The sequence below is a fragment of the Faecalibacterium sp. 3 genome, assembly GCF_048323735.1.
Classification (GTDB): Bacteria; Bacillota; Clostridia; order Oscillospirales; family Ruminococcaceae; genus Faecalibacterium; species Faecalibacterium wellingii.
This window is the reverse complement of the sequence record NZ_JBLWFN010000001.1, coordinates 2,001,078-2,025,961: the sequence shown is the minus strand read 5'-3', so window position 1 is coordinate 2,025,961 and position 24,884 is coordinate 2,001,078. Positions and strand designations below refer to the sequence as shown.

General features: G+C 58.4%; 25 protein-coding genes. 10 read left to right on the top strand and 15 right to left on the bottom strand.

Going from position 1 to position 24,884, the window contains the following annotated elements:
* Nucleotides 1–111 precede the first annotated feature (111 nt).
* The 4 genes from spoIVA to ACNSPV_RS09650 form a co-directional block, all read right to left on the bottom strand.
* Complete coding sequence (gene spoIVA, locus ACNSPV_RS09665) at nucleotides 112–1,602, bottom strand: stage IV sporulation protein A (RefSeq protein WP_348583577.1); 1,491 nt, start codon at nucleotides 1,600–1,602, stop codon at nucleotides 112–114.
* An 82-nt stretch (nucleotides 1,603–1,684) separates the two neighbouring features.
* A complete protein-coding gene (locus ACNSPV_RS09660; RefSeq protein ID WP_348583578.1) occupies nucleotides 1,685–2,143 on the bottom strand; it encodes a hypothetical protein in 459 nt (152 codons plus the stop codon).
* A 192-nt stretch (nucleotides 2,144–2,335) separates the two neighbouring features.
* Nucleotides 2,336–3,670: an aspartate--tRNA(Asn) ligase gene (gene aspS / locus ACNSPV_RS09655; protein ID WP_348583579.1), complete on the bottom strand. Its 1,335-nt coding sequence runs from the start codon at nucleotides 3,668–3,670 to the stop codon at nucleotides 2,336–2,338.
* 260 nt (nucleotides 3,671–3,930) lie between these two features.
* Entirely contained in the window at nucleotides 3,931–4,554 is a 624-nt protein-coding gene (locus ACNSPV_RS09650; RefSeq protein ID WP_249238628.1) for a sugar transferase, read from the bottom strand.
* 421 nt (nucleotides 4,555–4,975) lie between these two features.
* On the opposite strand from ACNSPV_RS09650, the gene ACNSPV_RS09645 reads away from it, so the two are divergent.
* Both ACNSPV_RS09645 and ACNSPV_RS09640 read left to right on the top strand, forming a co-directional pair.
* Nucleotides 4,976–6,991, top strand: coding sequence for a TIM-barrel domain-containing protein (locus ACNSPV_RS09645; RefSeq protein WP_348583580.1), 2,016 nt, complete (start codon nucleotides 4,976–4,978; stop codon nucleotides 6,989–6,991).
* Nucleotides 6,992–7,197: 206 nt separating this feature from the next.
* Nucleotides 7,198–8,562 (top strand): MATE family efflux transporter, encoded by a 1,365-nt coding sequence (locus ACNSPV_RS09640; protein ID WP_348583581.1) that lies wholly within the window; start codon nucleotides 7,198–7,200, stop codon nucleotides 8,560–8,562.
* 41 nt (nucleotides 8,563–8,603) lie between these two features.
* On the opposite strand, the gene ACNSPV_RS09635 is transcribed toward ACNSPV_RS09640, so the two are convergent.
* The gene (locus ACNSPV_RS09635) at nucleotides 8,604–9,152 is read right to left on the bottom strand and encodes a GNAT family N-acetyltransferase (protein ID WP_348583582.1); all 549 of its coding nucleotides are present in this window, start codon (nucleotides 9,150–9,152) and stop codon (nucleotides 8,604–8,606) included.
* A 201-nt stretch (nucleotides 9,153–9,353) separates the two neighbouring features.
* On the opposite strand from ACNSPV_RS09635, the gene ACNSPV_RS09630 reads away from it, so the two are divergent.
* From ACNSPV_RS09630 to ACNSPV_RS09620, 3 genes are read left to right on the top strand one after another with little or no spacing between them, the layout of a single operon-like run.
* Nucleotides 9,354–10,109 (top strand): GntR family transcriptional regulator, encoded by a 756-nt coding sequence (locus tag ACNSPV_RS09630; protein ID WP_339394788.1) that lies wholly within the window; start codon nucleotides 9,354–9,356, stop codon nucleotides 10,107–10,109.
* 16 nt (nucleotides 10,110–10,125) lie between these two features.
* Nucleotides 10,126–11,067 (top strand): aspartate carbamoyltransferase, encoded by a 942-nt coding sequence (pyrB, locus tag ACNSPV_RS09625; protein WP_348583583.1) that lies wholly within the window; start codon nucleotides 10,126–10,128, stop codon nucleotides 11,065–11,067.
* Nucleotide 11,068: 1 nt separating this feature from the next.
* Nucleotides 11,069–11,506: an aspartate carbamoyltransferase regulatory subunit gene (locus ACNSPV_RS09620; protein WP_339394786.1), complete on the top strand. Its 438-nt coding sequence runs from the start codon at nucleotides 11,069–11,071 to the stop codon at nucleotides 11,504–11,506.
* Between the two features lie 453 nt (nucleotides 11,507–11,959).
* On the opposite strand, the gene ACNSPV_RS09615 is transcribed toward ACNSPV_RS09620, so the two are convergent.
* The 10 genes from ACNSPV_RS09615 to ACNSPV_RS09570 form a co-directional block, all read right to left on the bottom strand.
* Nucleotides 11,960–13,246 (bottom strand): sensor histidine kinase, encoded by a 1,287-nt coding sequence (locus tag ACNSPV_RS09615; protein ID WP_348583584.1) that lies wholly within the window; start codon nucleotides 13,244–13,246, stop codon nucleotides 11,960–11,962.
* A complete protein-coding gene (locus tag ACNSPV_RS09610) occupies nucleotides 13,239–13,961 on the bottom strand; it encodes a LytTR family DNA-binding domain-containing protein (protein ID WP_348583585.1) in 723 nt (240 codons plus the stop codon). The genes ACNSPV_RS09615 and ACNSPV_RS09610 overlap by 8 nt, the downstream gene beginning before the upstream one ends.
* Nucleotides 13,962–14,180: 219 nt before the next feature.
* Nucleotides 14,181–15,551 (bottom strand): sodium-dependent transporter, encoded by a 1,371-nt coding sequence (locus tag ACNSPV_RS09605; RefSeq protein ID WP_348583586.1) that lies wholly within the window; start codon nucleotides 15,549–15,551, stop codon nucleotides 14,181–14,183.
* Complete coding sequence (locus tag ACNSPV_RS09600; protein ID WP_348583587.1) at nucleotides 15,533–15,865, bottom strand: hypothetical protein; 333 nt, start codon at nucleotides 15,863–15,865, stop codon at nucleotides 15,533–15,535. Before ACNSPV_RS09600 ends, ACNSPV_RS09605 begins: the two co-directional genes overlap by 19 nt.
* A gap of 31 nt (nucleotides 15,866–15,896) precedes the next feature.
* Nucleotides 15,897–16,727 carry a pseudouridine synthase gene (locus tag ACNSPV_RS09595; RefSeq protein WP_348583588.1) on the bottom strand — a complete coding sequence of 277 codons (831 nt, stop codon included), beginning with the start codon at nucleotides 16,725–16,727 and terminating at the stop codon, nucleotides 15,897–15,899.
* Nucleotides 16,728–16,975: 248 nt separating this feature from the next.
* Nucleotides 16,976–17,380, bottom strand: a complete 405-nt coding sequence (ytfJ, locus tag ACNSPV_RS09590) for a GerW family sporulation protein (protein ID WP_249238615.1) — start codon at nucleotides 17,378–17,380, stop codon at nucleotides 16,976–16,978.
* A 118-nt stretch (nucleotides 17,381–17,498) separates the two neighbouring features.
* Nucleotides 17,499–18,233, bottom strand: a complete 735-nt coding sequence (locus tag ACNSPV_RS09585) for a DUF2953 domain-containing protein (RefSeq protein WP_348583589.1) — start codon at nucleotides 18,231–18,233, stop codon at nucleotides 17,499–17,501.
* Nucleotides 18,234–18,236: 3 nt separating this feature from the next.
* The gene (gene scpB, locus ACNSPV_RS09580) at nucleotides 18,237–18,788 is read right to left on the bottom strand and encodes an SMC-Scp complex subunit ScpB (RefSeq protein ID WP_348583590.1); all 552 of its coding nucleotides are present in this window, start codon (nucleotides 18,786–18,788) and stop codon (nucleotides 18,237–18,239) included.
* A complete protein-coding gene (locus ACNSPV_RS09575; RefSeq protein ID WP_249238612.1) occupies nucleotides 18,785–19,507 on the bottom strand; it encodes a segregation and condensation protein A in 723 nt (240 codons plus the stop codon). The genes scpB and ACNSPV_RS09575 overlap by 4 nt, the downstream gene beginning before the upstream one ends.
* A 2-nt stretch (nucleotides 19,508–19,509) precedes the next feature.
* Complete coding sequence (locus ACNSPV_RS09570) at nucleotides 19,510–20,184, bottom strand: site-2 protease family protein (protein WP_249238611.1); 675 nt, start codon at nucleotides 20,182–20,184, stop codon at nucleotides 19,510–19,512.
* A gap of 182 nt (nucleotides 20,185–20,366) precedes the next feature.
* On the opposite strand from ACNSPV_RS09570, the gene rpmB reads away from it, so the two are divergent.
* The 5 genes from rpmB (at nucleotide 20,367) to ACNSPV_RS09545 (ending at nucleotide 24,846) form a co-directional block, all read left to right on the top strand.
* Complete coding sequence (rpmB, locus tag ACNSPV_RS09565) at nucleotides 20,367–20,555, top strand: 50S ribosomal protein L28 (protein WP_080545321.1); 189 nt, start codon at nucleotides 20,367–20,369, stop codon at nucleotides 20,553–20,555.
* A 69-nt stretch (nucleotides 20,556–20,624) separates the two neighbouring features.
* Complete coding sequence (locus ACNSPV_RS09560) at nucleotides 20,625–20,801, top strand: DUF4250 domain-containing protein (RefSeq protein WP_348583591.1); 177 nt, start codon at nucleotides 20,625–20,627, stop codon at nucleotides 20,799–20,801.
* A 98-nt stretch (nucleotides 20,802–20,899) separates the two neighbouring features.
* Nucleotides 20,900–21,655, top strand: coding sequence for an esterase family protein (locus ACNSPV_RS09555; RefSeq protein ID WP_348583592.1), 756 nt, complete (start codon nucleotides 20,900–20,902; stop codon nucleotides 21,653–21,655).
* A gap of 187 nt (nucleotides 21,656–21,842) precedes the next feature.
* Nucleotides 21,843–22,232: a metal-sensing transcriptional repressor gene (locus tag ACNSPV_RS09550; RefSeq protein WP_348583593.1), complete on the top strand. Its 390-nt coding sequence runs from the start codon at nucleotides 21,843–21,845 to the stop codon at nucleotides 22,230–22,232.
* A gap of 43 nt (nucleotides 22,233–22,275) precedes the next feature.
* Nucleotides 22,276–24,846, top strand: coding sequence for a heavy metal translocating P-type ATPase (locus ACNSPV_RS09545; RefSeq protein ID WP_348583594.1), 2,571 nt, complete (start codon nucleotides 22,276–22,278; stop codon nucleotides 24,844–24,846).
* Nucleotides 24,847–24,884: the final 38 nt, after the last annotated feature.

The window sequence follows — 24,884 nt, the reverse complement described above, 5'->3', positions numbered from 1 at the left end:
ATTCTGTGAAAAAGGGTTCTGGAAAAATCCGCAGATTTTTCCAGAACCCTATAAAAATATTTTTCCTCTGAAGATGGCCAGAGTGAAACGGAGGCCATTCAAAATATAGAATCAAATCAGGATGCAGATGAGCCCGGTGCAGCCCTCATTGATGACCCGTTCCAGCGTTTCCTGCAGCCGGGTGCGAGCCTCCTGCGGCATATGCAGCAGCTTGCTCTGCAGGCCCTCGTTCACCAGCTCGTGCAGGCTCTTGCCAAAGATGTTGGACTCCCACAGTTTCTCCGGGTCGTCCTCAAAACCGGCCAGCAGGCTGCGGGCAAGCTCCTCGCTCTGCTTTTCGGTGCCCACGATGGGGCTGAGTTCGGTGTGGATAGTCGCCTTCAGCATCTGGATGGATGGCGCGCAGGCTTCCAGACGGACCCCATAGCTTGCCCCCTGCCGCACGATCTGGGGCTGTTCCAGCTTCAGCTCGCTGACCGAAGGCATCACAATGCCGTAGCCGGTGGCTTCCACCTGCTCAAGGGCACTGCGCACCTTCTCGTACTCACGCTTCGCCCGCGCCAGCTCCATGATGCAGGGCATCAGGCCCGCTTCGTCGCCAATGGCAAGGCCGGTCTGCTCGCTCAGCACCTGATAGAAAATTTCCGGCTTCAGCTCCACCGTGATGCGCACACTGCCGTTTGCAAGGTCGATGCCGCTGATGGCCGAGCGCTGCACTGCGTCACATTCCAGCGCAGGTGCGTCTGTTCCGGCCGGAACATCCTTCATGCGGGAGACCTTCTCTGCCAGCTGCATGGCGGCTTCATACACCTGCGTCTGCAGCCAGTGGCCGTTTTCCAGCATCGTGACCCAGCGCGGCAGGGCAAAATCCAGCTCCCTCACCGGAAATTCGTACAGGACCTGCCGCAGAATGCTGCCAAGTGCCTCCGCGTCCAGATCCACGCAGCTCACCGGCAGAACGGTGTGGTCGTAGTCCCGGGCCATGCCCTCGGCCAGCTGCTTCGTCTCCGGGGCTTCCGGGTGGGTGCTGTTGAGCAGGATGATGTAGGGCTTGCCCAGAGCATCCAGTTCTTCCACGATGCGCTTCTCGGTTCTGGCATAGTCCTCCCGCGGGATGTCGCTCACCGAACCGTCGGTTGTGACCACGATGCCGATGGTGGAATGTTCGCAGATCACCTTGCGGGTGCCCGTCTCGGCGGCAAGATCGAAGGGGACCTCGTGGTCGAACCATGGGCTCTTGACCATGCGGGGCCTGTCGTTTTCCTCGTGTCCCATGGCCCCCTCCACCATGTAGCCCACACAGTCGATGAGCCGCACCCTGCACTCGCCGCCGCCCTCCAATTGCAGGGACACGGCTGTTTCCGGGATAAATTTCGGCTCGGTGGTCATGATGGTACGGCCCGCGGCCGACTGCGGCAGCTCGTCCCGGGCACGTTCCCGGGCTGCCGCCGGGCCGATGGCCGGCAGCACCAGCTGCTCCATGAAACGCTTGATGAAGGTGGATTTGCCGCTGCGCACCGGGCCCACCACCCCAATGTAGATATCTCCGCCGGTGCGTGCGCCGATCTCACGGCAGATGCCATTCTGTTCCTGATTTGCCAAATTGCTCTCCCCTTCCCGTTTGCGCTGTGCACCGGACAGGTTTCCGGTCCGCTTGTTGTATCGTATGAAACAGGGCGGGGCATTATGCCGGAACGATTTTGGATGCCCTCCGCTTTGCTCTGGGCATATTCAGCGGAAAATTTATTTTATAATTGCAATTCAGGAAAATCTGCGGATTATCCTGAATTGCTTTTTCACAGATGGGGTCGTAGAGGGAAACAGCATTTACAGCGCCGCTTTCTGCGAAAGCGCGGCGCTGTGAAGGGGCCACCTGTTTGCTTTCAGCATGCTGAACCCTCTCAGGCTCACATTCGTTCGCCAGCTCCCCCGAAGGGGGAGCTTTTTGCAGTAACGGCGCAGTTTCCGGATAAAATGCAAGCCTTGCGGATGCGTCAGAAGCTCCCCCTTTCGGGGGAGCTGGCAAATCCGAAGGATTTGACTGAGAGGGTGAGGATGCTTTCCCTTCTCCCAAGGGGACGGCTGAACTCCCTCTGGCAAAGCCGGACACCTTCTTATTGCAATCGATACTGATGCCATGCAAAAGCCGTTTTCCGTCACAGCCCCATCTGTGAAAATGGTCTAGCGGAATGCCCGCAGGCATTCCGCTAGACCAAAATCTAAAAATCATTTTCCGCTAAGAATGGCAGAGCGAAGCGGAGCCATTTTAAATCGTCCAACAAAAAAGAGCTGCCACGCAAAATGCACAGCAGCTCTCGGTATGGTTCCTATGAAATTACGGAGTCAGGCGGTTGGGGCCGCGGAACAGGAACTCGGCGTCCTTGATGGTCAGGCCGCACAGCAGCATGGTCAGGCGGTCGATGCCCAGACCAAAACCGCCGTGGGGCGGGCAGCCGTACTGGAAGAACTCCAGATAGAACTTGACATCTTCGGCCAGACCCTTTTCCTCAGCCTGCTTCTTCAGCACTTCGTAGCGGTGCTCACGCTGGGCACCGGTGGTGATCTCCACGCCGCGCCAGATCAGGTCGTAGCCCTGCGGCACGCCGTTCTCATCCCGCATGTGGTAGAACGCACGCTTCTCGGCGGAATAATCGGTGATGAAGAGGAACTCGTGACCGTAGTGCTTCTTCACCCACTCATAGCTCAGACGCTCGGCCTCAGTGGTCAGGTCGCCCTTCTCGCTCTCATCGACGGTATAGCCGAACTCTTCTTCCAAGCCCTTGTACAGGTCTGCCAGTTTGACCACCGGGAACGGAGTGGTGGGCACGATGACTTCCTGACCGAACATCTCCTTGATCTGATCGCCGTAGTTGTCCTTGACGGCCTGCAGACCGGCAGTCAGCAGCTCCTCTTCCATCTTCATCACGTCTTTATAGGAAGTAATGTAGCTGAACTCCAGATCGAAGCCGGAGAACTCGGTGGAGTGCTTGTTGGTGTAGCTCTTCTCTGCGCGGAACACGGGGCCGGTCTCGAAGATGCGCTCAAAGCCGGCAGCCATGGCCATCTGCTTGTAGAACTGGGGGCTCTGTGCCAGATAGGCATTGCGGTCGAAGTAATCTACCTTGAACACCTCAGAGCCGCTCTCGCTGGCAGCAGCGATCAGCTTGGGGGTGTGGATCTCGATGAAGTTACGGTCCAGCAGGAACTTGCGCATGGCGTTGACGAAGCAGCTCTGTGCCTTGAACATCAGCTGGTTCTCGTCGGTGCGCAGGTCGATCCAGCGGTAGTCGATGCGCTGGTCGATGCTGGAGCGCTCCACAGCCTTCTTTTTCTTGGTGGCTGCGATCTCCTTGCGGACGATGGGCAGTGCATCGGCAATGCTCTCGATCTCGATGGACTCGGGGATCATCTCCACGCCGCCCATCTTGACGTAGTCGTTCTCCATCACCTTGCCGGTGACGGTAATGACGGAATCCGGGGTGAGCTTATCGATGGTATCCACCAGATCGGGGTGATCTTCCTTTTCCACCGTGATCTGCAGCTTGCCGGTAATATCCTTCAGCACGATGAAGGCCATATACTTGCTGTTGCGCAGGTTCTCGATAAAGCCCTGCACCTTGACCGTGCCGCCGATGGCCTTCTGGGCCTCGTTGATATAGGTGCGTTCCATAATACAGGAATCCTCCTTTGACGTCTTGTGTACTGTTTTATTATACGCTTTTCCGGGGATAAATCAAGAGATATGGTGATTTCGAGTTCACGAGGCAAAATACAGTTTCTGCTCACGACCCTTTCTGTGAAAAAGCAGTTCTGGAAAATCCGCAGATTTTTCAGAACTGCAAATAAAAAAATATTTTTCCGCTGAAAATATTCGGGTTTCGGCCACTGGCCGCGGTCGTCGCCGTTGCAAAGCGCACGCGGCGGCTATTCTTAATGGTTCTCTTTGCCTGTTTCTTCGTGCAGAGTGCCCGTGCCGCCCTCCACCACGCCGTCGTGCCTGAGCACAGCCGCAATGGTGCCGAAGAAGCATTTCACATCCAGCCCAAAGCTCAGATGCTCCACATACCAGCCGTCCAGCTTTGCTTTCTCCGCGATCTCCAGCTCATCGCGGCCATGGATCTGTGCCCAGCCGGTCAGGCCCGGGCGCACATCGTTGGCATGGTACTTGTCGCGCTCTGCCAGCAGATCATACTGGTTCCACAACGCAGGCCGCGGGCCGATGACCGCCATATCCCCCACAAAGATGTTCCACAGCTGGGGCAGTTCGTCCAGACTGGTCTTGCGCAGGAAATGCCCCATCCGGGTGATATACTGATCCGGGTCGTGGAGCAGGTGGGTGGGCATATCGTGGGGCGTGTCGATGCGCATGGTGCGGAACTTTAAAATGTAAAAGTGCTTTTTGCCAATGCCCACACGTTTCTGTTTGAAGAACACCGGGCCGGGCGAATCCAGCTTGATGGCCACGGCCAGGATCAGAAAGAGCCATGACAGGCAGACCATGCCGCACAGGGACAGCACGATCGCCAGCAGGCGCTTGATACCGTTACGATACATGAGCTTCCTCCATTTTTTGCCATTGTTCTGCCAAGGTGTCCCTGAAAAGTCGAAAAGATCGTCTATTTCTTTGTTTTCAGATACACCTTGGAACAGCGTTACCAGTATACCAGCATCCCTCTCCATTTGCAATCGTATACCGTAACAGATGCCGGTATTTTGATAATTCGGCTGCATTCTGCCGGTTTTATTGCAGAAAAACGCCGGTTTTGTCTCTTGTTTTGTGCGGCAGAAGGACGTAAGATAAAGAAAATGAGAAGTCAACTCCCCCAGTCTCGCTTTCGCTCAACAGCCCCCTCGGAGATGGGGCCTTTGGCAAAACCGGAAAGTTTACCGTACTGCCAAGGCCTCTCACTTTAGGAGAGGTGGCACGCCGAAAGGCGTGACGGAGAGGGCAAGGATACTACAAGGAGGTTCCCCTATGATCCAGCATTTCCGTTTTGGCGCTCCCCTGCCCACCGATAGTGTGGTGCAGGACATTCCCGTTTCCGCCGGGCCGGTGCCCTTTCTCACCGCTGAGAAAGGCGGCTGGGAATACCGGATGGCTCCGGATGCCATCGTGTACGGTCTGGGCGAAATGCCGCGCGGCATCAACAAGCGCGGCTGGCACTACGTGACTAACAACACCGATGAAGCCCGCCACAGCGAGGACAAGCTTTCCTACTATGGTGCGCACAATTTTCTGCTCATTGACGGCGGTGCGGGCCGTGAATGCTTTGGCGTGTTCATCGATTTCCCGGGCAAAGTGCGTTACGATATCGGTTACACCGAATACGACACCCTGCGCTTTTCTACCGAAGAGCCGGACTACGAGCTTTACATCATTACCGGCGGAGACCTGAACGATATCAGCCGCCAGTTCCGGCAGCTCATCGGCCGCAGCTATATCCCGCCCAAGTGGGCCTTTGGTCTGGCACAGAGCCGCTTTGGCTACAAAACCGCTGAGGACGTGCGAGAGGTGGCCCGTCAGTACAAAGAGAACGATCTGCCGCTGGATATGATCTGCATGGACATCGATTATATGCAGGACTACGCGGATTTTACCGTAAACAAACAGCGTTTCCCGGACCTTGCCGCCCTGAGCGCCGAACTGAAGGCACAGGGCATCCGGCTGGTGCCCATCATCGATGCAGGTGTGCGCATCGACCCGGCAAACCCCGTCTGTGCCGAGGGCCTTGCAAACGGTTACTTCTGCACCAAAGCCGACGGCACCCCCTTCATAGCGGCGGTGTGGCCCGGCAAGGCTTACTTTGCGGACTTCCTGCGTCCGGAGGTTCGGGAGTGGTTCGGCCGGCAGTACAAGGCACTGACCGACTGCGGCATCGAGGGCTTCTGGAACGACATGAACGAACCTGCGCTGTTTTATTCGCCGGAGCGGCTCAAGGCTTTCTTTGAGAGCATGGACGAACTGAGCCGGAAGGACAACATCGTGCAGGATGAATTCTTCGGCAAGGTGGTAGGCGGCGCGCTGGGCCTGATGAACGCCCCCGCGGACTATGCCAGCTTCTACCACGACGTGGATGGCCGACGGGTGCGCCATGACAGGGTGCACAACCTCTACGGCGGCAATATGACCCGCGCGGCAGGCGAAGCCTTTACCAGCCTGCGCCCCGGCAGACGCACTTTGCTGTACAGCCGCTCCAGCTTCATCGGCAGCCACCGCTACGGCGGTATCTGGCTGGGCGACAACGCTTCCACATGGGCACAGCTTCTGGCCAACATCCAGATGATGCCCAATGTGCAGCTCTGCGGCTTTTTGTACACTGGCGCGGATCTGTGCGGTTTTTCCTACGATACCACGCCCGATCTTGCCCTGCGCTGGCTGGAGTTCGGCCTGTTCACGCCGCTGATGCGCAATCACTCTACCGATGGTTCCCGGATGCAGGAATACTACCGTTTTGCGGACATGCTGCCCGCCCTGCGGAAGATGCTCCGGCTGCGGTATGCCCTGCTGCCCTACCTTTATAGTGAATTCATGAAGGCGGCACTGGAAAATACCAGCTACTTCCGGCCATTGGGCTTTGACTTCCCCGCCGACCCGGAAGCCCGTGAGGTACAGGACCAGCTGCTGCTGGGCGAAGGTGTGATGGTAGCACCCGTCTACACCCAGAACGCCAGTGGACGCCATGTCTACCTGCCCGAGCCCATGAAGCTCTACCGCGTCCGCAGTGTGGACGACTACGACACCGAGCTTCTGCCCGCCGGGCACCATTATGTCCGCTGTGCACTGGACGAGGTCCTGCTGTTCATCCGCCCGGGCCATGCCGTGCCGGTGGCAAGACCCGCCAGCTGCACCGCCCAGCTGGACGAGACCAGCCTGACCCTGTGGGCCTGCCCGGACGAAAACGGCAGCGCCCGCTGCCGGATGTACACCGATGACGGCGAGACGAGCGATTTTGCCGCACCGGAGCACTGGAAGGTGCTTGAATCGAACTGAAAAGCCGTTTTCCTGTGACATTGCCGGAAAAAGCCGTCTTTTTTCGGCGGTGCCACTTGTATTTTTCTGCGCCGCGCGGTATAATATGCCTTCGGTTCCCTTTATTTACGAAAAATTTACATTTCAGATGCCGTCCTCCTAAGCAGTGTGCAACGCTTAGGGAAACGGCTTCTCCGCGTAAACGATAAAAAGGAGGCACTCTTCTCATGGCTCAGACAAGCCGCTCCGCTGACCTGACCAGCGGCCCGATGCTCCAAAAGATCATCCTGTTTTCCATCCCGCTGGCAGCTTCCAGCATCCTGCAGCTGCTGTTCAACGCAGCGGACGTGGTGGTCGTGGGCCGCTTTGCGGGCAGCACCGCACTGGCGGCAGTGGGCTCCAACGGCTCCCTCATCAATCTGCTGGTGAATCTGTTCGTGGGGCTTTCGCTGGGCGCAAACGTGGTGGCCGCACGCTGTTTTGGTGCAAAGGACGAGCGCGGTGTTCAGAACACGGTGCAGACCTCGGTGACGCTGGGTCTTGTCAGCGGCGTGCTGCTGGCTGTGGTGGGGTTCTTTGCGGCCCGTGGCCTGCTGGAGCTGATGAGCTGCCCGGAGGATGTGATCGATCTCTCTGCGCTGTATCTTAAAATCTATTTTATCGGAATGCCCATGACCATGCTGTACAACTTCAGCTCGGCACTGTTGCGCGCCGTGGGCGACACCAAGCGTCCCCTGTACTGTCTGGCGGCGGCAGGCATCATCAATGTGGTGCTGAATCTGGTGTTCGTCATTGGCTTTTCCATGAGCGTGGCAGGCGTGGCACTGGCTACCATCATCAGTCAGACCGTCTCTGCCTGCATGGTGACGCGGATGCTGATGAAGGAGGAGGGTGCTCTGCATCTGGATCTGCATCATCTGGGCTTCCACACGGGTGCCCTGAAGCAGATTTTGCTCATCGGCCTGCCTGCCGGTCTGCAGAGCACCGTGTTCAGCCTGTCCAATGTGGTCATCCAGTCGGCCATCAACTCCTTCGGCTCCACGGTGGTGGCAGGCAGTTCGGCCTCCGCCAATCTGGAGGGCTTCGTCTATACCGCCATGAACGCCTTTTCGCAGGCAGCGGTGACCTTTACCAGCCAGAACATGGGCGCACGCAAGTACCAGAACCTGAACCGCGTTGTCCTCAACTGCCTGCTGTGCGCCATCGTCACCGGCGTGGTGCTGGGCGGCGGCGCAGTGCTGGCAGGCACCCAGCTGCTGCACTTCTACTCCTCGGATGCGGCGGTCATTGCCGCCGGATATGAGCGCCTGCGGGTGATCTGCGGTACCTACCTGCTGTGTGGCATTATGGACACGCTGGCCAGCAGCCTGCGCGGCCTTGGCTACAGCGTGCTGCCCATGGTGGTGAGCCTTGTGGGCAGCTGCCTGCTGCGTCTGGTGTGGATCGCCACCATCTTCCAGCTGAACCGCACACCGTTCATGCTGTACATCAGCTACCCCATCAGCTGGGTGCTGACCGCCGCCGTGCATCTGGCCTGTCTGCTTGTGGTGCGGCACAAGATGAAAAACAAACTTAAACTTTCCATCGACTGAAGAACAGGGCTGCATCCGTTTGGGGACGCAGCCCTGTTTTTTTACAAGTCTTTTTTCAGCAGATACCGGTCGTATCCGCCATACATTTCCCGCCTGGAGACGATGGCAAAGCCCGATGCAAGGGCGTTGTTCAGGCTGTACTGGTTTTCCGGGCTGACGGTGGCCCCGATGTGGGTGATCCTGCCCGGGAAGAGCGGCAGGGCTGCTCCCAGCATGAGCCTTTGCAGGCCGTTGCCGCGAAAGTCTGCGTGGACGATGGCACTGTCGGCATTGGCCCAGTGCTCCCACTCGGTACGCGGGACGTCCATGAAGGCCGCGTAGTTGTGCTCGCTCTGCCCGCAGAAACGCACGATGAGATACCCGCCCAGCCTGCTGCCCTGCCATGCACCAATGCACAGGTCCTTGCGGACATAGGTCGTGATATTTTCCAGCGTGTCCGGCACGAACTGCTCGGGGTGCGGCATGGCGGCGCGCACCTCATTCTGCAAAGCGTACACTGCCGGGGCTTCCTCTGCCGTACAGCGGCGCAGCAGCATGGGCACCGGCGGCTCTGCGGTTTTGCCGCATATCCTGTGCAGAAAAATTTCCATCTTGCAATCCCCTCCAAAATAAAATCGTACTTTTTGGCCGATTCCAGTATAAATGCCGCTTTTATAAATGTCAATTTATGCTATAATAAAGTATGAAGGGGTTTTGCGGTGCATGGCCGTGGTCACAAAGCGGGGCCGTGCGCCGCAGGGCTCCAAGTCCCGGCAGTGCCCTGCGCTGCCTGTGAACGGAGGAACCAAACCATGAAGGAATCTGCACTTGCATCTTCCAGCCGGTTGGGCGGCGCTGTCATCAGCGACCGCATCGTTGCCAGTCTGCTGGAAGAGCTGCGCACCGGGCGCTATGCCCGGGCCGACCGTCTGCCTGCCGAGGTGGACCTTGCCGCCGAGCTGGGCGTGAGCCGCACCGTCATCCGTGATGCGCTGAGCGAAATGGAACGCGCTGGTTACGTGGAGCGTGTGCGCGGCATTGGCACGGTGGTGAACCGTACAGTGCTGAGCCTGCGCAGCCGTCTGGACCAGAAGCTGGAATACTACCCGCTGATCCGCAGCTTTGGCAGCTATCCCCACGCCGACGGCATTCAGGTCTTTCCCATCCGTGCCGGGGAGGAGCTGGCCCACAATCTGGACATCGCACCCGGCGATGATGTGATCTGCATCAAAAAGCGCATTCTGGCCGACACCACCCCGGTGATCTATTCCATCGACTACCTGCCCAGAGCATTGTTCGGTGCCCGGGATTATACCCGCATCGACCTGACCGGCGGGGTGTTCGATATTCTGGAACGGGAATGCCACCAGCAGATCTCCTCCAACGTTGCCCACCTGAAGGCAAGCTGCGGCGATGACGCCATCCGCTCGGCCATGCGCCTTGCTCCCGGCGAAGCCATGCTGCTGCTGGACGAAGTGTGTTTCAATCGTTTGTGCCGCCCGGTGATGCGTTCGCTGAGCTACTACACAAACTTCTTTGATTTTTCTATCCTACGCAAACTGCTTTAAACGGAGGTATGTACCCATGCGACATCTGATCGACCCGTTGGATTTTACCCAGCAGGAAATCTCCACGCTGCTTGATCTGGCCGACCGCATCCACGATGACCCGGCAGCCTATCAGGACGCAGCCAGCCACAAAAAGCTTGCCACCCTGTTTTATGAGCCCTCCACCCGCACCCGCCTTTCCTTCGAGGCTGCCATGCTGAATCTGGGCGGCCATGTGCTGGGCTTCCCCAGTGAGACCGTATCCAGTGCAAGCAAGGGCGAGAGCGTAGCCGACACCATCCGCGTGGTGTCCTGCTATGCGGACATCGTGGCCATGCGGCACCCGAAAGAGGGCGCACCGCTGCGTGCAAGCCGCTACTCCCGCATTCCGGTGATCAACGCGGGCGACGGCGGACACCAGCACCCCACCCAGACCCTGACCGACCTGATGACCATTCGCCGCCGCATGGGACGGCTGGATGATCTGACGATCGGCTTGTGCGGCGATCTGAAGTTCGGCCGCACCGTGCACTCCCTCATCAAGACCATGGCACGCTGCAAGAACATCCGCTTCGTGCTCATCAGCCCGGAAGAGCTGCGGGTGCCGGACTACATCGTGAAGGACGTGCTGGAGGCCAACGGCATCCCCTACAAGGAGACCCGCAGTCTGGAGGAATCCATGCCGGAGCTGGATATTCTGTACATGACCCGCGTGCAGAAGGAGCGTTTCTTCAACGAGGAGGACTACATCCGCCTGAAGAACAGCTACATCCTCACCAAGGAAAAGATGAACCTTGCAAAGCCGGATATGGCGGTGCTGCATCCCCTGCCCCGTGTTAACGAGATCGCGCTGGATGTGGACGATGACCCCCGCGCCGCTTATTTTGAGCAGGTGCAGAACGGTGTGTACGTCCGCATGGCACTGATCATGACCCTGCTGGGCCTGCGCGACCCCAAGGCACCTAAGGAGGAAAACTGATATGCTGAACATTGACGAGATCCAGAATGGCATCGTGATCGACCACATCAAGGCAGGCACTGCTGTCGGCCTGATGGACCTGCTGGGCATTGCGGGCAACCGCACCGCCAGCGTGGCACTGATCCAGAATGCACGCAGCAACAAGAGCGAGAATGGCCGCAAGGACATCCTCAAGGTGGAGGGCGATGCTTCCTGGCTGAATCTGGATGTGCTGGCCTACCTTGACCCGAACATCAGTGTGACCATCATCGAAAACGGCAAGGCTGTGCGCAAGGAAAAACCCAAGCCTCCCAAGCGCCTGGTGAACATCGTGCGGTGCAAGAACCCCCGCTGCATCTCCTCCATTGAGGAAGAGTGCGATCAGATCTTTGAGCTGAGCTCCAACGGCAAGTATCGCTGCATCTACTGTGAGCAGGAACTGCAGGTAAAGCCGGAGTAAGGCCAGGCTTTTCCGTCATCTCAAAACGTTAAAAAAGAGCTGCTGTACCCGGTTTTTCGCCGTACAGCAGCTCTTTTTTGCAATAAAAAATCTGACGGAACTCTCACCGACGCAGATGCTCTGTGCAGCAGATGCTCCATTCCCACAAGCAGCACCTGCCGGACAGAAATGCGACGTACCGAGTGACTTTATCAGCAGCAAACCCCAAAGCTCGCCGTTGAAAGCCCCGCCAGATGAACCGCACGGCATCTGCCATGCGGTACAATGAGCAAAGGGAAAGCGGACAGCTTAACACGCACCGCTGTCCGAAGCACCGCACCGTATGTAAAGTGTTTCCCGAGTTGCCTCAGCCGCAATCCACTCTGCCCGTGCAGGCATCACCTTTACCGTTTTCAGTATAGCACGGTTGCAGTCCTGTTGCAGAAAACTTGTCATAAACTGTCGGTGCCCATGTCATGAATTGCACACCGGGATGGCACAGGTGAAGCGGAACCAGCGGTCGCGGCAGCTGACCGTATACTCTGCGCCGTACTTGCGCAGCACCTCCTGCACATTGGCAAAGCCCATGCCGTGGCCGCTCTCCTTTTTGGTGGTGCCGGGCAGCTTGTTGTCCTCCAGATCCAGATCATCCTGCACGCGGTTGCGCACCGAGAGCAGGTACTCCTCCGGTGTTTTGCGGATGCGCACATGCACCTCCGGCGGCAGGGCCTGCGCTGCGGCACGGATGGCATTGTCCAGCAGATTGGACAGCACGATGACCATGTCCATGCCATCAAAGGGGATCTCCTTGAGGTCACACAGGTCAAAATAGACTGTCACGCCCTTTTGGGCCGCTTCTTCGTACTTTTTGCTCAGGATGGAATCCAGCAGCGGGTTGTGGGTATCCATGATGGTGGTGCCCGCCGCCACCGTTTTGCTCACGCTGGCAATGTAGGCCTGTGCGCCTTTCAGATCTCCCTGATCCAGCAGGGCGGTAAGGGCTGTCATGTGGTTGGTGAACTCGTGGGTCAGGCGGCGCTGTTCCGTGTAGGAATCCAGCAGTGCTTCTGCACGCTGCTGCTCCAGCTGAGCACGGTAGTGGGAGTTCTGCCGCTGCACCACCTGTTCATTGAACATCTGCACGATGGCGATATGCACCAGCACCGCCACGCTCATGCCAAAGGTCAGCAGCATGGTCACCAGGGTGGCGGGCTGCCGGGTCCCTGTGACCATCAGCACAATGTTCAGCACCACAGCCACCCCGGGGAAAAAGGACATCACCAGCGCCTGCAGCGGCTGCAGAGCGCACTTCTGGTTCCAGCTATACAGGAAATGCGCAACCGCTGCGCCCACGATGAAGTTTGCGGCGCACAGCGCGATCAGGCAGCCGGGGTGCTGCCATGCTTCGCCGGTGCGCACTCCTGTGAACCAGGAGTAGGTATAGTTGACCGTGTTCTCCACCAGCAGGCACATGGTGCCGTTGATCAGGCAGGCCGTGAGCTTATCCGTCATCGTCCCGCCAAACAGCTGCGCGGTAACGAACAGATACAATACATTGAGCAGAATGGCCTGCACATTGAAAAAGGGCATTTCTGTCACGAATGACAGGCAGAGCTGCCCCATACACAGCAGCTCTGCCCACAGCACCGGCCAGCGCAGTTTCCCCCTGCCAAGGTAGGCCCATTCTACCATAATAAAAGCATTCGCCTGAACCAGACAGACCAGATGCCCGAGCAGCGCCTCTGTGAACACCTCACTCATCGACGTATTGCCCCTTCCATTCCAGATATGCGCTGCGGATAGCGGCATAGCCCGCGCGGCTGATGCTGAGTTCCACCCCGTTTTTCAGCGTCATCTTATAACTGCGGATGCCGCACACATATTTCATGTTGACCACATCGCTGCGGCTCACCTGCAAAAAGCCGTTCTCATACAGCATCTGCGGCAGGTCGGCAATTTTGCCGTAGTAGGTGCAGATGGGCTGGCGGGGGATGTCGCCATAAACGTTGATCTGGCGCAGGTCACTTTCCAGATAATAGATCTGATCCAGCGGGATCTCTGTGGCAGCGCGGTTGTGATGCACCGTCAGGGTCTTGCGCTGGTCGGTCAGTTCGGCCAGCAGGTCGTCCAGACAGCTGGGCAGGGTGTGCACAATGTCCCGCTTGAGCAGGTAGCGGTATGCGTTGACCGTATAGCCCTCCAATGCAAATTCCAGATAGGCCGATACGTATACCAGCTTCAGCCCGGGGCATCTCTGCTTGAGCTGGCGCCCCAGCACCATACCGTTCACGCCGGGCATGTCCACATCCAGAAACGCCAGCTGGTACAGCTCCAGCTCCGGCGTTTCCAGCGCCTGCCCCGCGCTGGTGCAGACGGCAGTCTGTACCAGAATGCTGCGGGCCGCAAAGTAAGCGGCCACATATTCTGCCATGCGGGTTCCAAAGGCCGCATCGTCATCACAGATCAGAATGTGCATTCCGGAGAGCTCCTTTCTTCTGCAAAAAGCCCCTCTTATTTATAGAATAAGAGGAGCCTTTCGTTGACCCGCTTGCCCTCTCAGCCAGACCCTTTCGGGTTTGCCAGCTTTCCCAAAGTGGGAGCCTTTGGCAATCCATGCAAAGTGCATCTTTCTGTCCGGTTTTCTCCCTTTGGAAGAGGTGTCACCGAAGGTGGCGGAGAGGTCGAAGTCATTTATTTACGCAAAAAATTTATCGTAGATGCCAAAAGCAAAGATGAACAGCACAATGACCGGCAGCACATAGGTCAGGTAGCCGCGCATCCAGTCGTGCATCTTGAGGCCCTTGCCGGTGTTGACTTCCTTTTTATAGTTGTCCCAGCCCCAGCCGTAACGGGTAACGCAGAACAGCAGGTACACCAGACTGCCCAGCGGCAGGAACAGGTTGCTGACGAGGAAGTCTTCAAAGTCCAGCACAGCGCCGCCGAACACGGCAAAGCCGTCCCATGCCCAGAGGTTGTATCCCAGCACGCAGGGCAGCGAAAGCGCCGTGATGAGCACAAGGTTCACCAGACTGGATTTTTTGCGGCTGCAGCCGGTGAGCTCCATGCCGCAGCAGATGATGTTCTCGAACACAGCCAGCACCGTAGACAGGGCCGCGAATGCCATGAAAAGGAAGAACAGGGAGCCCCACAACCGGCCCATGGCCATGTTGGCAAAGATGTTGGGCAGGGTAATGAAGATCAGGCTGGGGCCGCTGGTCTGGTCCACACCGTAGGTGAAGCAGGCCGGGAAGATGATAAGACCGGCGGTGATGGCCACAAAGGTATCCAGAATGACGATGCGGACGGACTCACCCAGCAGGGAGTGCTCCTTGTCGATGTAGCTGCCAAAGATGGACATTGCGCCGATGCCAAGGCTCAGGGTGAAGAAGGCCTGATTCATGGCGGACACCAGTGTGTTGACCACGCCCACCTCTTCCATCCGCTTGAAGTCAGGCACAAGGAAGAAGCTCAGCCCCTCCTTTGCACCGGGCATGAACAGGCTGTTGACGGCCAGCACCACCATGATCACCAGCAGAGCGATCATCATGACCTTGGTCACGCGCTCAAGGCCATTCTGCAGGCCCTTGGCACACACAAAAACGCCCAGCGCCACAACAAAGACCATCCAGAAGGTCATAACACCGGGGTCTGCCAGCATTTCGGTGAACTTACCGGCCACCTGATCGGCATCCAGACCCGCCAGCTTGCCGACTGCGGTCATGTAGAAATAGTGCAGCATCCAGCCTGCAACGGTGGTGTAGAACATCATGAGCAGGTAGCAGCCCACGAGGGTAAGATAGCCGTGGATGTGCCACTTCTGGCCCGGTTTTTCCAGTGCCTGATAGGCCCGCACCGGGCTCTTGCGGGAAGCACGCCCCACCGCAAACTCCATCGTCATGATGGGCAGGCCCAGAATGACCAGAAAGAGCAGGTAGAACAGCACAAATGCGCCGCCGCCGCCCTGACCGGCAATATAAGGGAACTTCCACACGTTGCCGATGCCGATGGCACAGCCTGCCGAAAGCAGAATGAAGCCCAACCGGGACTTCAGTTTTTCTCTTTCCATGATTCCAAAACTCCTTGTTTTCCGATCTGCTCCGCCCCGCCTTCATCAGGCCGGACAAAGCGTTGCTTTTGTATTATAGCACAAATTCTGTCGATGAACAGGTCTGCTTCAGAAAGATGAACTTTTGTTGTCAAAAGTATTTTTTGTATTTCTCGCATGCACAGCCCGTCCTGCCGCAGGGTCACGCAGCAATTTTCGTTGCAGGTGCGTCTGTTTTCGGTGCATTTGCGGCGGGCTGCAATTTTTCTCACCTGAAAGGTGAAGAGCTGACAGTTATTCATCTTTCCACCCAGCAGCAAAAAAGGGAGAAGCATCTTTGGACGCTTCTCCCCTTTACAGGTGTATTTACTTCCGCTTTTTGGGGGCATTACCCTTGCCCACCGGGCCGCGGGGGCGGCGCTCGGCAGCCTTGGACTGCACTGCGGCGCTACGGGTCTGGGCGCGGCCCTTGGCGGCAGCGGCACGCAGACCGTTGATCTCCGCCTTGGTCAGCTCACGGTAGGTGCCGGGCTTGAGCATTCCCAGCTTCACGACACCCTCGGCGTTGCGCTTCAGACGTACCACCTCAAGTCCTACGGTCTCGCACATACGGCGGATCTCGCGGTTCTTGCCCTCTTTCAGGGTCATTTCCATCACGGTGCGGCCCGGCTCATCCGTAACAACGTTGATAGCACAGGGCATGGTCTTGGTCCCATCATCCAGCACGACGCCGCTGCTCAGCTTCAGGATCTGGCTTTCATCGGCGCGGGGCTGCACGGTGACGCGGTACAGCTTGGAGATGCCGCCGGACGGATGGGTGACAGCCTGTGCAAAAGCGCCGTCGTTGGTCATGAGCAGCAGGCCTTCGCTGTCCTTATCCAGACGGCCCACCGGGTACAGGCGGGCAGGGACATCGCTCACCAGCTCCATCACGGTCTTGCGGCCCAGCTCATCGCTGGCGGTGGTCACATAGCCGCGGGGCTTATACAGTGCCAGATAGTACATCTGCTGATCCTTGCGGATATAGATGCGCTCATCGTCCACATGCAGCACGTCACGGTTGGGGTCCATCTTGTCGCCCACCTTGACGGGATGGCCGTTGACCTTGACGCGGCCCTCGGCGATGATCTGTTCGGCGGCACGGCGGGAGCAAAGCCCCTGCTCGGCCATGATCTTCTGAATACGTTCTTCTGCCATAATTCAAACTCCTTGTGCGCCTCCCGGCGCTCAAAATGCGCACCTCTCCCCTGCTTTGGGGTGCGGGTGCGTCTGTATCAAAACTGTGAGTTGGAAGCTCACAGTTACGGCGATGGTGATCGGCAGGCCAGCAGGGAGCTTTCTCCGCGAACAGCCCGGGACTCCAGTCCCGCCCCAACGCTTGCGCGCCGGGGCCCCACCCCCAGGACATTCGCTGGAGAAACTCCCTGCCGTCCTGCTGGTATATTTTACTTTTCAGCAGGTGCGGCTTCCGGGGTCTTATCGTCCTTCTTCACCATGGCGGCAAGCTTGTCCACCAGCTCGGGCAGCATGGTCAGCGCACGGTCGATGGTGTTGGAGGTATCGGACAGCTGGATGGTGCGCACGCAGCCATCCTTGATGACCAGAAATGCCACGGGCTGGATGTTCACGCCCGCGCCGGAACCGCCGCCGAACAGATCCTTGTTGGCAGCATTTTTGCCGTCAAAGTCGGTGCCGCCGGAGGCAAAGCCAAAGGAAACCTTGGACACCGGCAGGATGGTGATGCCGTCCTCGGTGGTAATGGGCTTGCCGATGATGGTGTTGGAGTCCACCATCTGGTGGATCTTCTCCATGGTAACGTTCATCAGGCCCTGAATGGGATGTTCAGCCATAAAACAGTGCTCCTTTTTCATTCAATTCGGGCAGTGCGCCCGTGTCAGCACGCTTCTCTGCCTTGCGGCAGACAGAGCGGAAAACTTGCATTGATATTTTTATATAGTGTACCACATTTTACAGGAAGATGTCCAACACTTTTTTGCGCCAGAATTCGTACAAAACGCGCAGAGCCGCGATCACAATGAACAATGCCTGCGTGCTCACCCGGCAGGACACCCGGTCTTCTACCGTGGGCTGCCCGCTGCCAAAGTCCGGCAGGATGCGCAGCTCGTCAAATTGCAGCCAGAGGAACCGATCCAGGACGCCCAGCACCGGATACAGCCACGCCTGCAGCTTGCCGTAATCGCGGGCCGCTGCAGCAGGGTCCTCCCCGCGCACGCCAAGGCGCACCTGTATTTTTGTGATGCGCAGGGCTCCGAACACCGCCTTCATCAACCTGCCCGCACCCCGGAGCATGGTGCAGATGATCTCCAGCGTGATCTTTGCCTTTTTGCGGGGCCGGGCGGGCTTGTCGGCGGCGGCTTTTTTCCGGGCCTTTTCTTCGGCTTTTTTCCGCTTGCGCTCAGCGCGCCATGCAGCAAATTTTGCCTTCACTTTGCCAAAGCCCTTGGGCGGCTCCGGGTTTTCCGGCGCGGGCGGCGGCTCCGGCTTCGGGTACTGGAACACCGGGAAGGTGATCCCCAGTGCGCCGGCTCTTACGGTGAGCACACCGTGCTCCCAGCACAGATCCGCACAGAAGGGGCACAAAAGCAGCAGCACCACAAGCACCAGCACCACCAAAAGCAGGATGCCGACGGCTTTCAGCACAAACAGCAGCACCGCGCCCAGTGCGGCGAGGAATGCTCCCATGCGTTACCCCTCACTTTCCTTCGATGCCGTGTCATTCTTTGCTTCCGCGCCGTGCACCGGCGGCAGATCCGCCAGACTGGAAAGGCCGAACACCCGCAAAAAGGTATCCGTGGTGCGGAAGCTCACCGGCCTGCCCGGCAGGTCAAGACGTCCGGCTTCCTCAATGAGGCCCTTTTCCAGCAGACCGGATACACTGGACGAAGAGTCCACGCCGCGCACCTGCTCAATAAAGGCACGGGACACCGGCTGATTGTAGGCGATGACGGTCAGGGTCTCCATGGCGGCAGGCCCCAGCGGCACCGAGCGGCGGCTGTCCAGCAGGCGGCGGATGCAGTCGGCCCACTCCGTTTTAGTGGCAAGCTGCCAGCGGGTGTTCAGATGCAGCAGACACAGGCCGCTGTCCTCTCTGGTGTAATGTTCCCGCAAGGCTTCCAGCGCGGCTTCCACGCTGACCTGCGGCAGCTGTACCGCCTGAGCCAGCTTGTCTGCGCCAATGGGGTCCCCACAGGCAAACAGCATAGCCTCCACGGCTGCACGGATCTGTTTCTGGTTCATTCTTTCTCCTTGTCACGTTGGATGCGACCCCGCTGCATGGTCAGCTGGCCCTGTTCGTCCAACTTTACGCGGCCGCCGCGCACCAGCTCCAAAAGGGCCAGAAAGGTGGCCACGTTGGTGCTGCGGGTCTGCTGGCGGCTGAACAGCTGGCTCATTTTTGCCGCTGTACCGCTGATCAGGTGTCGCAAAATGTACACCACCCGGCTCGTCACCGACACCATGGGTGCCGTTACCAGCGGCTCAAACTGCTGCTGTGTGGGCTCCCTGCGCAGTTTGGTGCGGCCCGAAAGTGCGGCCCAGTAGTCTGCCAGCACCTGCGGCGCATGGTGCAGGTCATAGGCGGTATCGAACTCCATTTCTGCAGGCGGGCGCACAAACACTGGCGCGGCCTCCGCTTTTTCGCGCAGCAGCGCAGCCATACGGCGGCACTGGTCGTACTCGATGAGCTGACCGGTAAACTCCTGCTTGAGCCGCTCGCCCTCTTCGCTGCGGGGCAAAAGCAGGTAGCTCTTCATTTCCACAAGCCGCGCAGCCATTTCAATAAAAGCGCTGGCGGCTTCCGGGTCGGGGTCTGCCTGCTCCACCGTGCGGGTATACTGATCGATCAGCTCCAGAATGGGGATGTTGTGCAGATCCATCTTATGTTTGGCCACAAGTGCCAGCAATAATTCCAGCGGGCCGTCAAAATCTTCCAGATGGAAGGTCAGTTCCTCTGCCACGCTCACACCACCGTCCCAAGGCCTGCATAGTAGATGGAATACGCGATCTTATCGATGTATCCGGTGCCCTTGCCCAGCAGATCCCACACAATGTTGTTCAGATAGTACAGCGGCGTATCCAGCGCACCGAACCACACGGCGGCCAGCAGTGCGATCATGATGTAGCGCTCGTACCGCATCAGGCCAAAATACATCTGCCGGGGCAGCACCACCAGCAGGATGCGGCTGCCGTCCAGCGGCGGCACCGGGATGAAGTTGAACACGGCAAGGCTCACATTCATCAGCACAAGGTACTGCAGGAACATGGCAACATACAGGGTGGCATCGTTTACCGGGGCCCAGTAGTACATGAGCTTCCACGCCACCATGCCCACATAGGCAAGGATCATGTTTGCCGCAGGGCCTGCCAGCGCGGTAAGGGCCATGCCCCACTTCGGGTTTTTGAAGTTGCGGGGATCGGTGGAGACCGGCTTTGCCCAGCCCACGCCCGCAAACACCATGCACAGCGTACCCAGCAGGTCAAAGTGTACAAAAGGGTTCAGCGAAAGACGACCCTGCCGCTTTGCGGTGTCGTCGCCCAGCAGCCACGCGGCCAGCGCATGGCCCGCTTCGTGGAAGGGGATGGCCACCAGTGCCACCAGTGCGCGGATGAGATAATAGATGCCCTGAGAGGTCATTCGATATTCCTGCCTTTTTTCATTATACCATATATAATACTATCTTTTTGCCCTGTACACAAGTCCCCGGCAAAAAACACGGATATTTTTTGAAAAAAGGCTTGCAATTTGCAGGTCAATCTGTTACAATAGTCAAGCTGATTATTTTGATTCCTTACTTCACTGCAGGAGGTGCAAGTACCATGGCTAAATGTGAATGCTGCGGCAAGGGTGTTACCTTTGGTATCAAGGTTTCTCACTCTCATCGTCGTTCCAACCGTACCTGGAAGCCGAATGTCCGTCGTGTCAAGGCGGTCGTTGAGGGTTCTCCCAAGTACGTCTACGCATGCTCCCGTTGCCTGCGCGCTGGCAAAGTTACCCGCGCTGTCTAATTTGGTGTATGTGGCCGGTCACTTTGTCGAGTGGCCGGCTTTTTTTGTTGCTGTAAGGAGGCAAAACAAATGGCTCTGCCCAATGACCCCATCATGCTGCTGAGCGTGGTGAACCTGAAGCTGCGGGATTTTTACAAAAATCTCGATGCTCTGTGCGAAGATCTGGATGCCGACAAGACAGATCTGTGCACAAAGCTCAAAGCTGTGGGCTACGAGTACGACGCTCAGCGCAACCAGTTTGTGTGATTTTGCCAGAAAGCTTTCTTTTGATCGCTAACGATCAGTGCCGGTGCGCAGCGACTGTGCCCGGGCTGGTGAATATAGAAACAAGGAGTGCTTGATTTATGATCCAGGGTACCTATTACAAAGAGTGGAGCAGTGTGCTGAACCGCGAAATGGAGTTCAAGGTGTATGGCAGTGCCGGTGTTCCGGTGCTGGCTCTGCCCGCCCGCGGCGGCCGCTTTTACGATTGGGAGAACAACGGTATGCCGGACGCCATCGCCCAGCTGCTGAACGAAGGCAAGGTGCAGCTGTTCTGCGCTGACAGCATCGATGGTGAGGCCGTGCTGAACGGCGATGCCCCGGTGCGCCGCCGGGCCGAGATGGAAGAAAAGTATTTTGTCTACCTTACCGCTGAGCTGGCTCCCCGTGTGCTGGCCCTGAACGGTGCTGCAAAGGGCACCCGGCTGTGGTGTGTGGGCATTGATCTGGGCGCTGTGCACGCAGTGAACTGCCGCCTGCGCCGCCCGCAGCAGTTTGCGGGGGCCATCGGCCTTTCCGGCATCTATGATCTGGCCCGCTTCTGGGGCAGCGAGAAGGATGATCTGGTACTGCGCTCCTCTCCCCTGCTGTATCTGGGCGAAAAGGGCATTGCCAACAAGCTGACTCTGGCAAAGGCCGAAGAAAACAGCCTGATGCTCTGTGCCGGTCAGGGTGCCTACGAGGACGATGCCAAAGCCGACACGCAGGCGCTGGCCGACCTGCTGCAGGCAGAAGGCCTGCCTGCACATCTGGAACTGTGGGGCGGCGATGTCTCCCACGAGTGGTACTGGTGGGGCAAGATGCTGGGCCTGTTCGTGCCGCGGATTCTGGAACAGTAAAATAGCATTTTAACCCTCTCCGTCATTGCTGCGCAACGTCAGCAAGGCTGAGAGGGTTCTTTTTTGTTTTGCGGTATACCCTGCTACCCTATTTGTGAAAATTTCAAATTCCTACTTGATTTATCGGATATGCCGTGCTATACTCACATTGTAAGCTATATACCCCATTAGGGTAAAGGAGATCTTTATGGATAACGAAAAAAAATCCTGCTGCTGCGGCACACCCGCCCAACCGGCCCCCGAAGCAGCTGCCGAAAGCTGCTGTCCCGCCGCAGCCGACACTGAAGGTGCAGCCTGCTGCCGCCACAAAGACCGCACCCCTGAGGAGCACAGGGCCCTGCTCAACCGGCTCAGCCGTATCGAGGGTCAGGTGCGCGGCATTCGCGGGATGCTGGAAAAAGACGCCTACTGTGTGGACATCCTTGTGCAGGTGGCGGCAGCAAACTCCGCGCTGAACAGCTTTTCCAAAGAGCTGCTGGCACAGCACATTTCCACCTGCGTCGCTGACGACCTGCGCGCGGGCAGCGAGGAAAAGCTGGACGAACTGATAAAGCTTCTGCCAAAGCTCATGAAATAAAAAGCTCCTTTTACAAGCATACTGAACGCAGGAGTGAGATTTTATGGAACAATTCAATGTTACCGGCATGAGCTGCGCGGCCTGCTCTGCCCGGGTGGAAAAGGCCGTGAAGAAGGTGCCCGGCGTTACCAGCTGCTCGGTGAGCCTGCTGACCAACTCCATGGGTGTGGAAGGCACAGCATCCGACGCCGCTATCATCCGGGCCGTGCAGGATGCAGGCTACGGTGCCAGCCCCAAAAAGGCGGGGACGGCTTCGGCTGCGCCCGGCACCGGTGCCGACCTTGACGCCCTGACCGACCGCGAGACCCCTAAGCTCAAGCGCCGCCTGATCGCATCACTGGGCTTTCTGCTGGTGCTGATGTACTTTTCCATGGGGCACATGATGTGGGGCTGGCCCCTGCCTCACTGGTTTGATGGCAACCACATTGCCATGGGCCTTGTGCAGCTCCTGCTGGCAGGCATCGTAATGGTCATCAACCAGAAATTCTTCATCAGTGGCTTCAAAGGGCTACTCCACGGCGCTCCCAACATGGATACGCTGGTGGCCATGGGCTCCATGGCAAGCTTTGTGTGGAGCGTCTACGCCCTGTTCGCCATGACCCGCGCTCAGGTGGACGGCAACAATGAGCTGGTCATGCACTATATGATGGAGTTCTACTTCGAGTCGGCTGCCATGATCCTGACCCTCATCACGGTGGGCAAAATGCTGGAAGCCCGTTCCAAGGGCAAGACCACCGATGCCCTCAAGAGCCTGATGAAGCTGGCCCCCAAGACCGCCAACCTGCTGCGGGACGGTACCGAAGTGACCGTGCCCATCGAGCAGGTGCAGAAGGGAGACATCTTTGTGGTGCGCCCGGGCGAGAATGTGCCCGTGGACGGCATTGTGCTGGAAGGCAGCAGCGCCGTAAATGAGAGCGCCCTGACCGGCGAGAGCATCCCCGTAGACAAGGCCGAGGGCGATAAGGTAAGCGCCGCCACCACCAACCAGTCCGGCTTCCTCCGGTGTCAGGCCACCCGCGTGGGCGAGGACACCACCCTGTCCCAGATCATCAAGATGGTCAGCGATGCCGCTGCCACCAAGGCCCCCATTGCAAAGATTGCCGACACCGTGTCCGGTTTCTTCGTGCCTGCGGTCATTTCCATTGCAGTGATCACCACCATCGTGTGGCTGCTGCTGGGCCGTGAGCTGGGTTATGCACTGGCTCGCGGCATTTCCGTGCTGGTCATCAGCTGTCCCTGTGCGCTGGGTCTGGCTACGCCCGTTGCCATCATGGTAGGCAACGGGTTGGGTGCCAAAAATGGTATCCTGTTCAAGACCGCCGCTTCGCTGGAAGCTGCAGGCCGCACCCAGATCGTGGCTCTGGACAAGACCGGCACCATCACCAGCGGCGAACCCAAAGTCACCGACATTCTGCCCGCCGGTGGCGTTTCCGAGACCGAGCTGCTCACCCTTGCCGCCGCGCTGGAACGCAAGAGCGAGCACCCGCTGGCCAAGGCTGTGCTGGCCTGCACCGACGAGCAGAAGCTCGCCGCCCCCGAGGTATCCGACTTTACCGCACTGCCGGGCAACGGTCTGGCCGCAAAAATGGACGGCGTGGAGATCTTTGGCGGAAGCGCGTCCTTTATTGGTACCAAAGTCACCGTGCCTGCACAGCTGCAGGAGAAGGCCGCAGCCCTCTCCGCACAGGGCAAGACTCCCCTGTTCTTCGGCGGGGCGGGCCGTCTGCTGGGCATCATTGCAGTGGCCGACACCCTCAAGGAGGACAGTCCCCGTGCCATCCGGGAGCTGCAGGCTATGGGCATCCGCGTGGTGATGCTCACCGGCGACAACCAGCGCACTGCCGACGCCATTGGCAGACAGGCCGGTGTGGACGAGGTCATTGCAGGCGTGCTGCCTGACGGCAAGGAAGCGGTCATCCGCCAGCTGCAGGCCTACGGCAAGGTGACGATGGTGGGCGATGGCATCAACGACGCCCCGGCTCTGACCCGTGCCGACACCGGCATTGCCATCGGCGCAGGCACCGATGTTGCCATTGACGCGGCAGACGTGGTGCTGATGAACTCCCGTCTTTCGGATGTACCTGCTGCCATCCGCCTGAGCCGCGCTGCCCTGCGCAACATCCACGAAAATCTGTTCTGGGCCTTCATCTACAACATCATCGGCATCCCGCTGGCAGCCGGTGTGTTCATTCCCTTCGGCCTGACCCTGAACCCGATGTTCGGTGCCGCCGCCATGAGCCTTTCCAGCTTCTGCGTGGTGAGCAATGCCCTGCGTCTGAATCTGTTCGATGTGCACAGCACCAAGCACGACCGTGCACCCAAAAACGCCGCTTCCCTGCCTGCTGCCCTCACGCAGCCCGCAGTGGATGAGAATAAAGAGAGTTCCATCAAGGAGGATATTGCTATGAAAAAGACCCTGAAGGTTGAAGGCATGATGTGCGGCCACTGCGAGGCCCGGGTAAAGAAGGCTCTGGAAGCCCTGCCCGAAGTGACCGAGGCCGTGGTGAGCCACGAGGCCGGCACCGCCATCGTCACCCTGAACGCCGATGTCGCCGATGACGTGCTGAAAAAGGCCGTTGAGGATCAGGACTATCCTGTGACCGGCATCCAGTGACCCAAACAGCCTGACCGCAAGCGAAAGACCGCTGCACG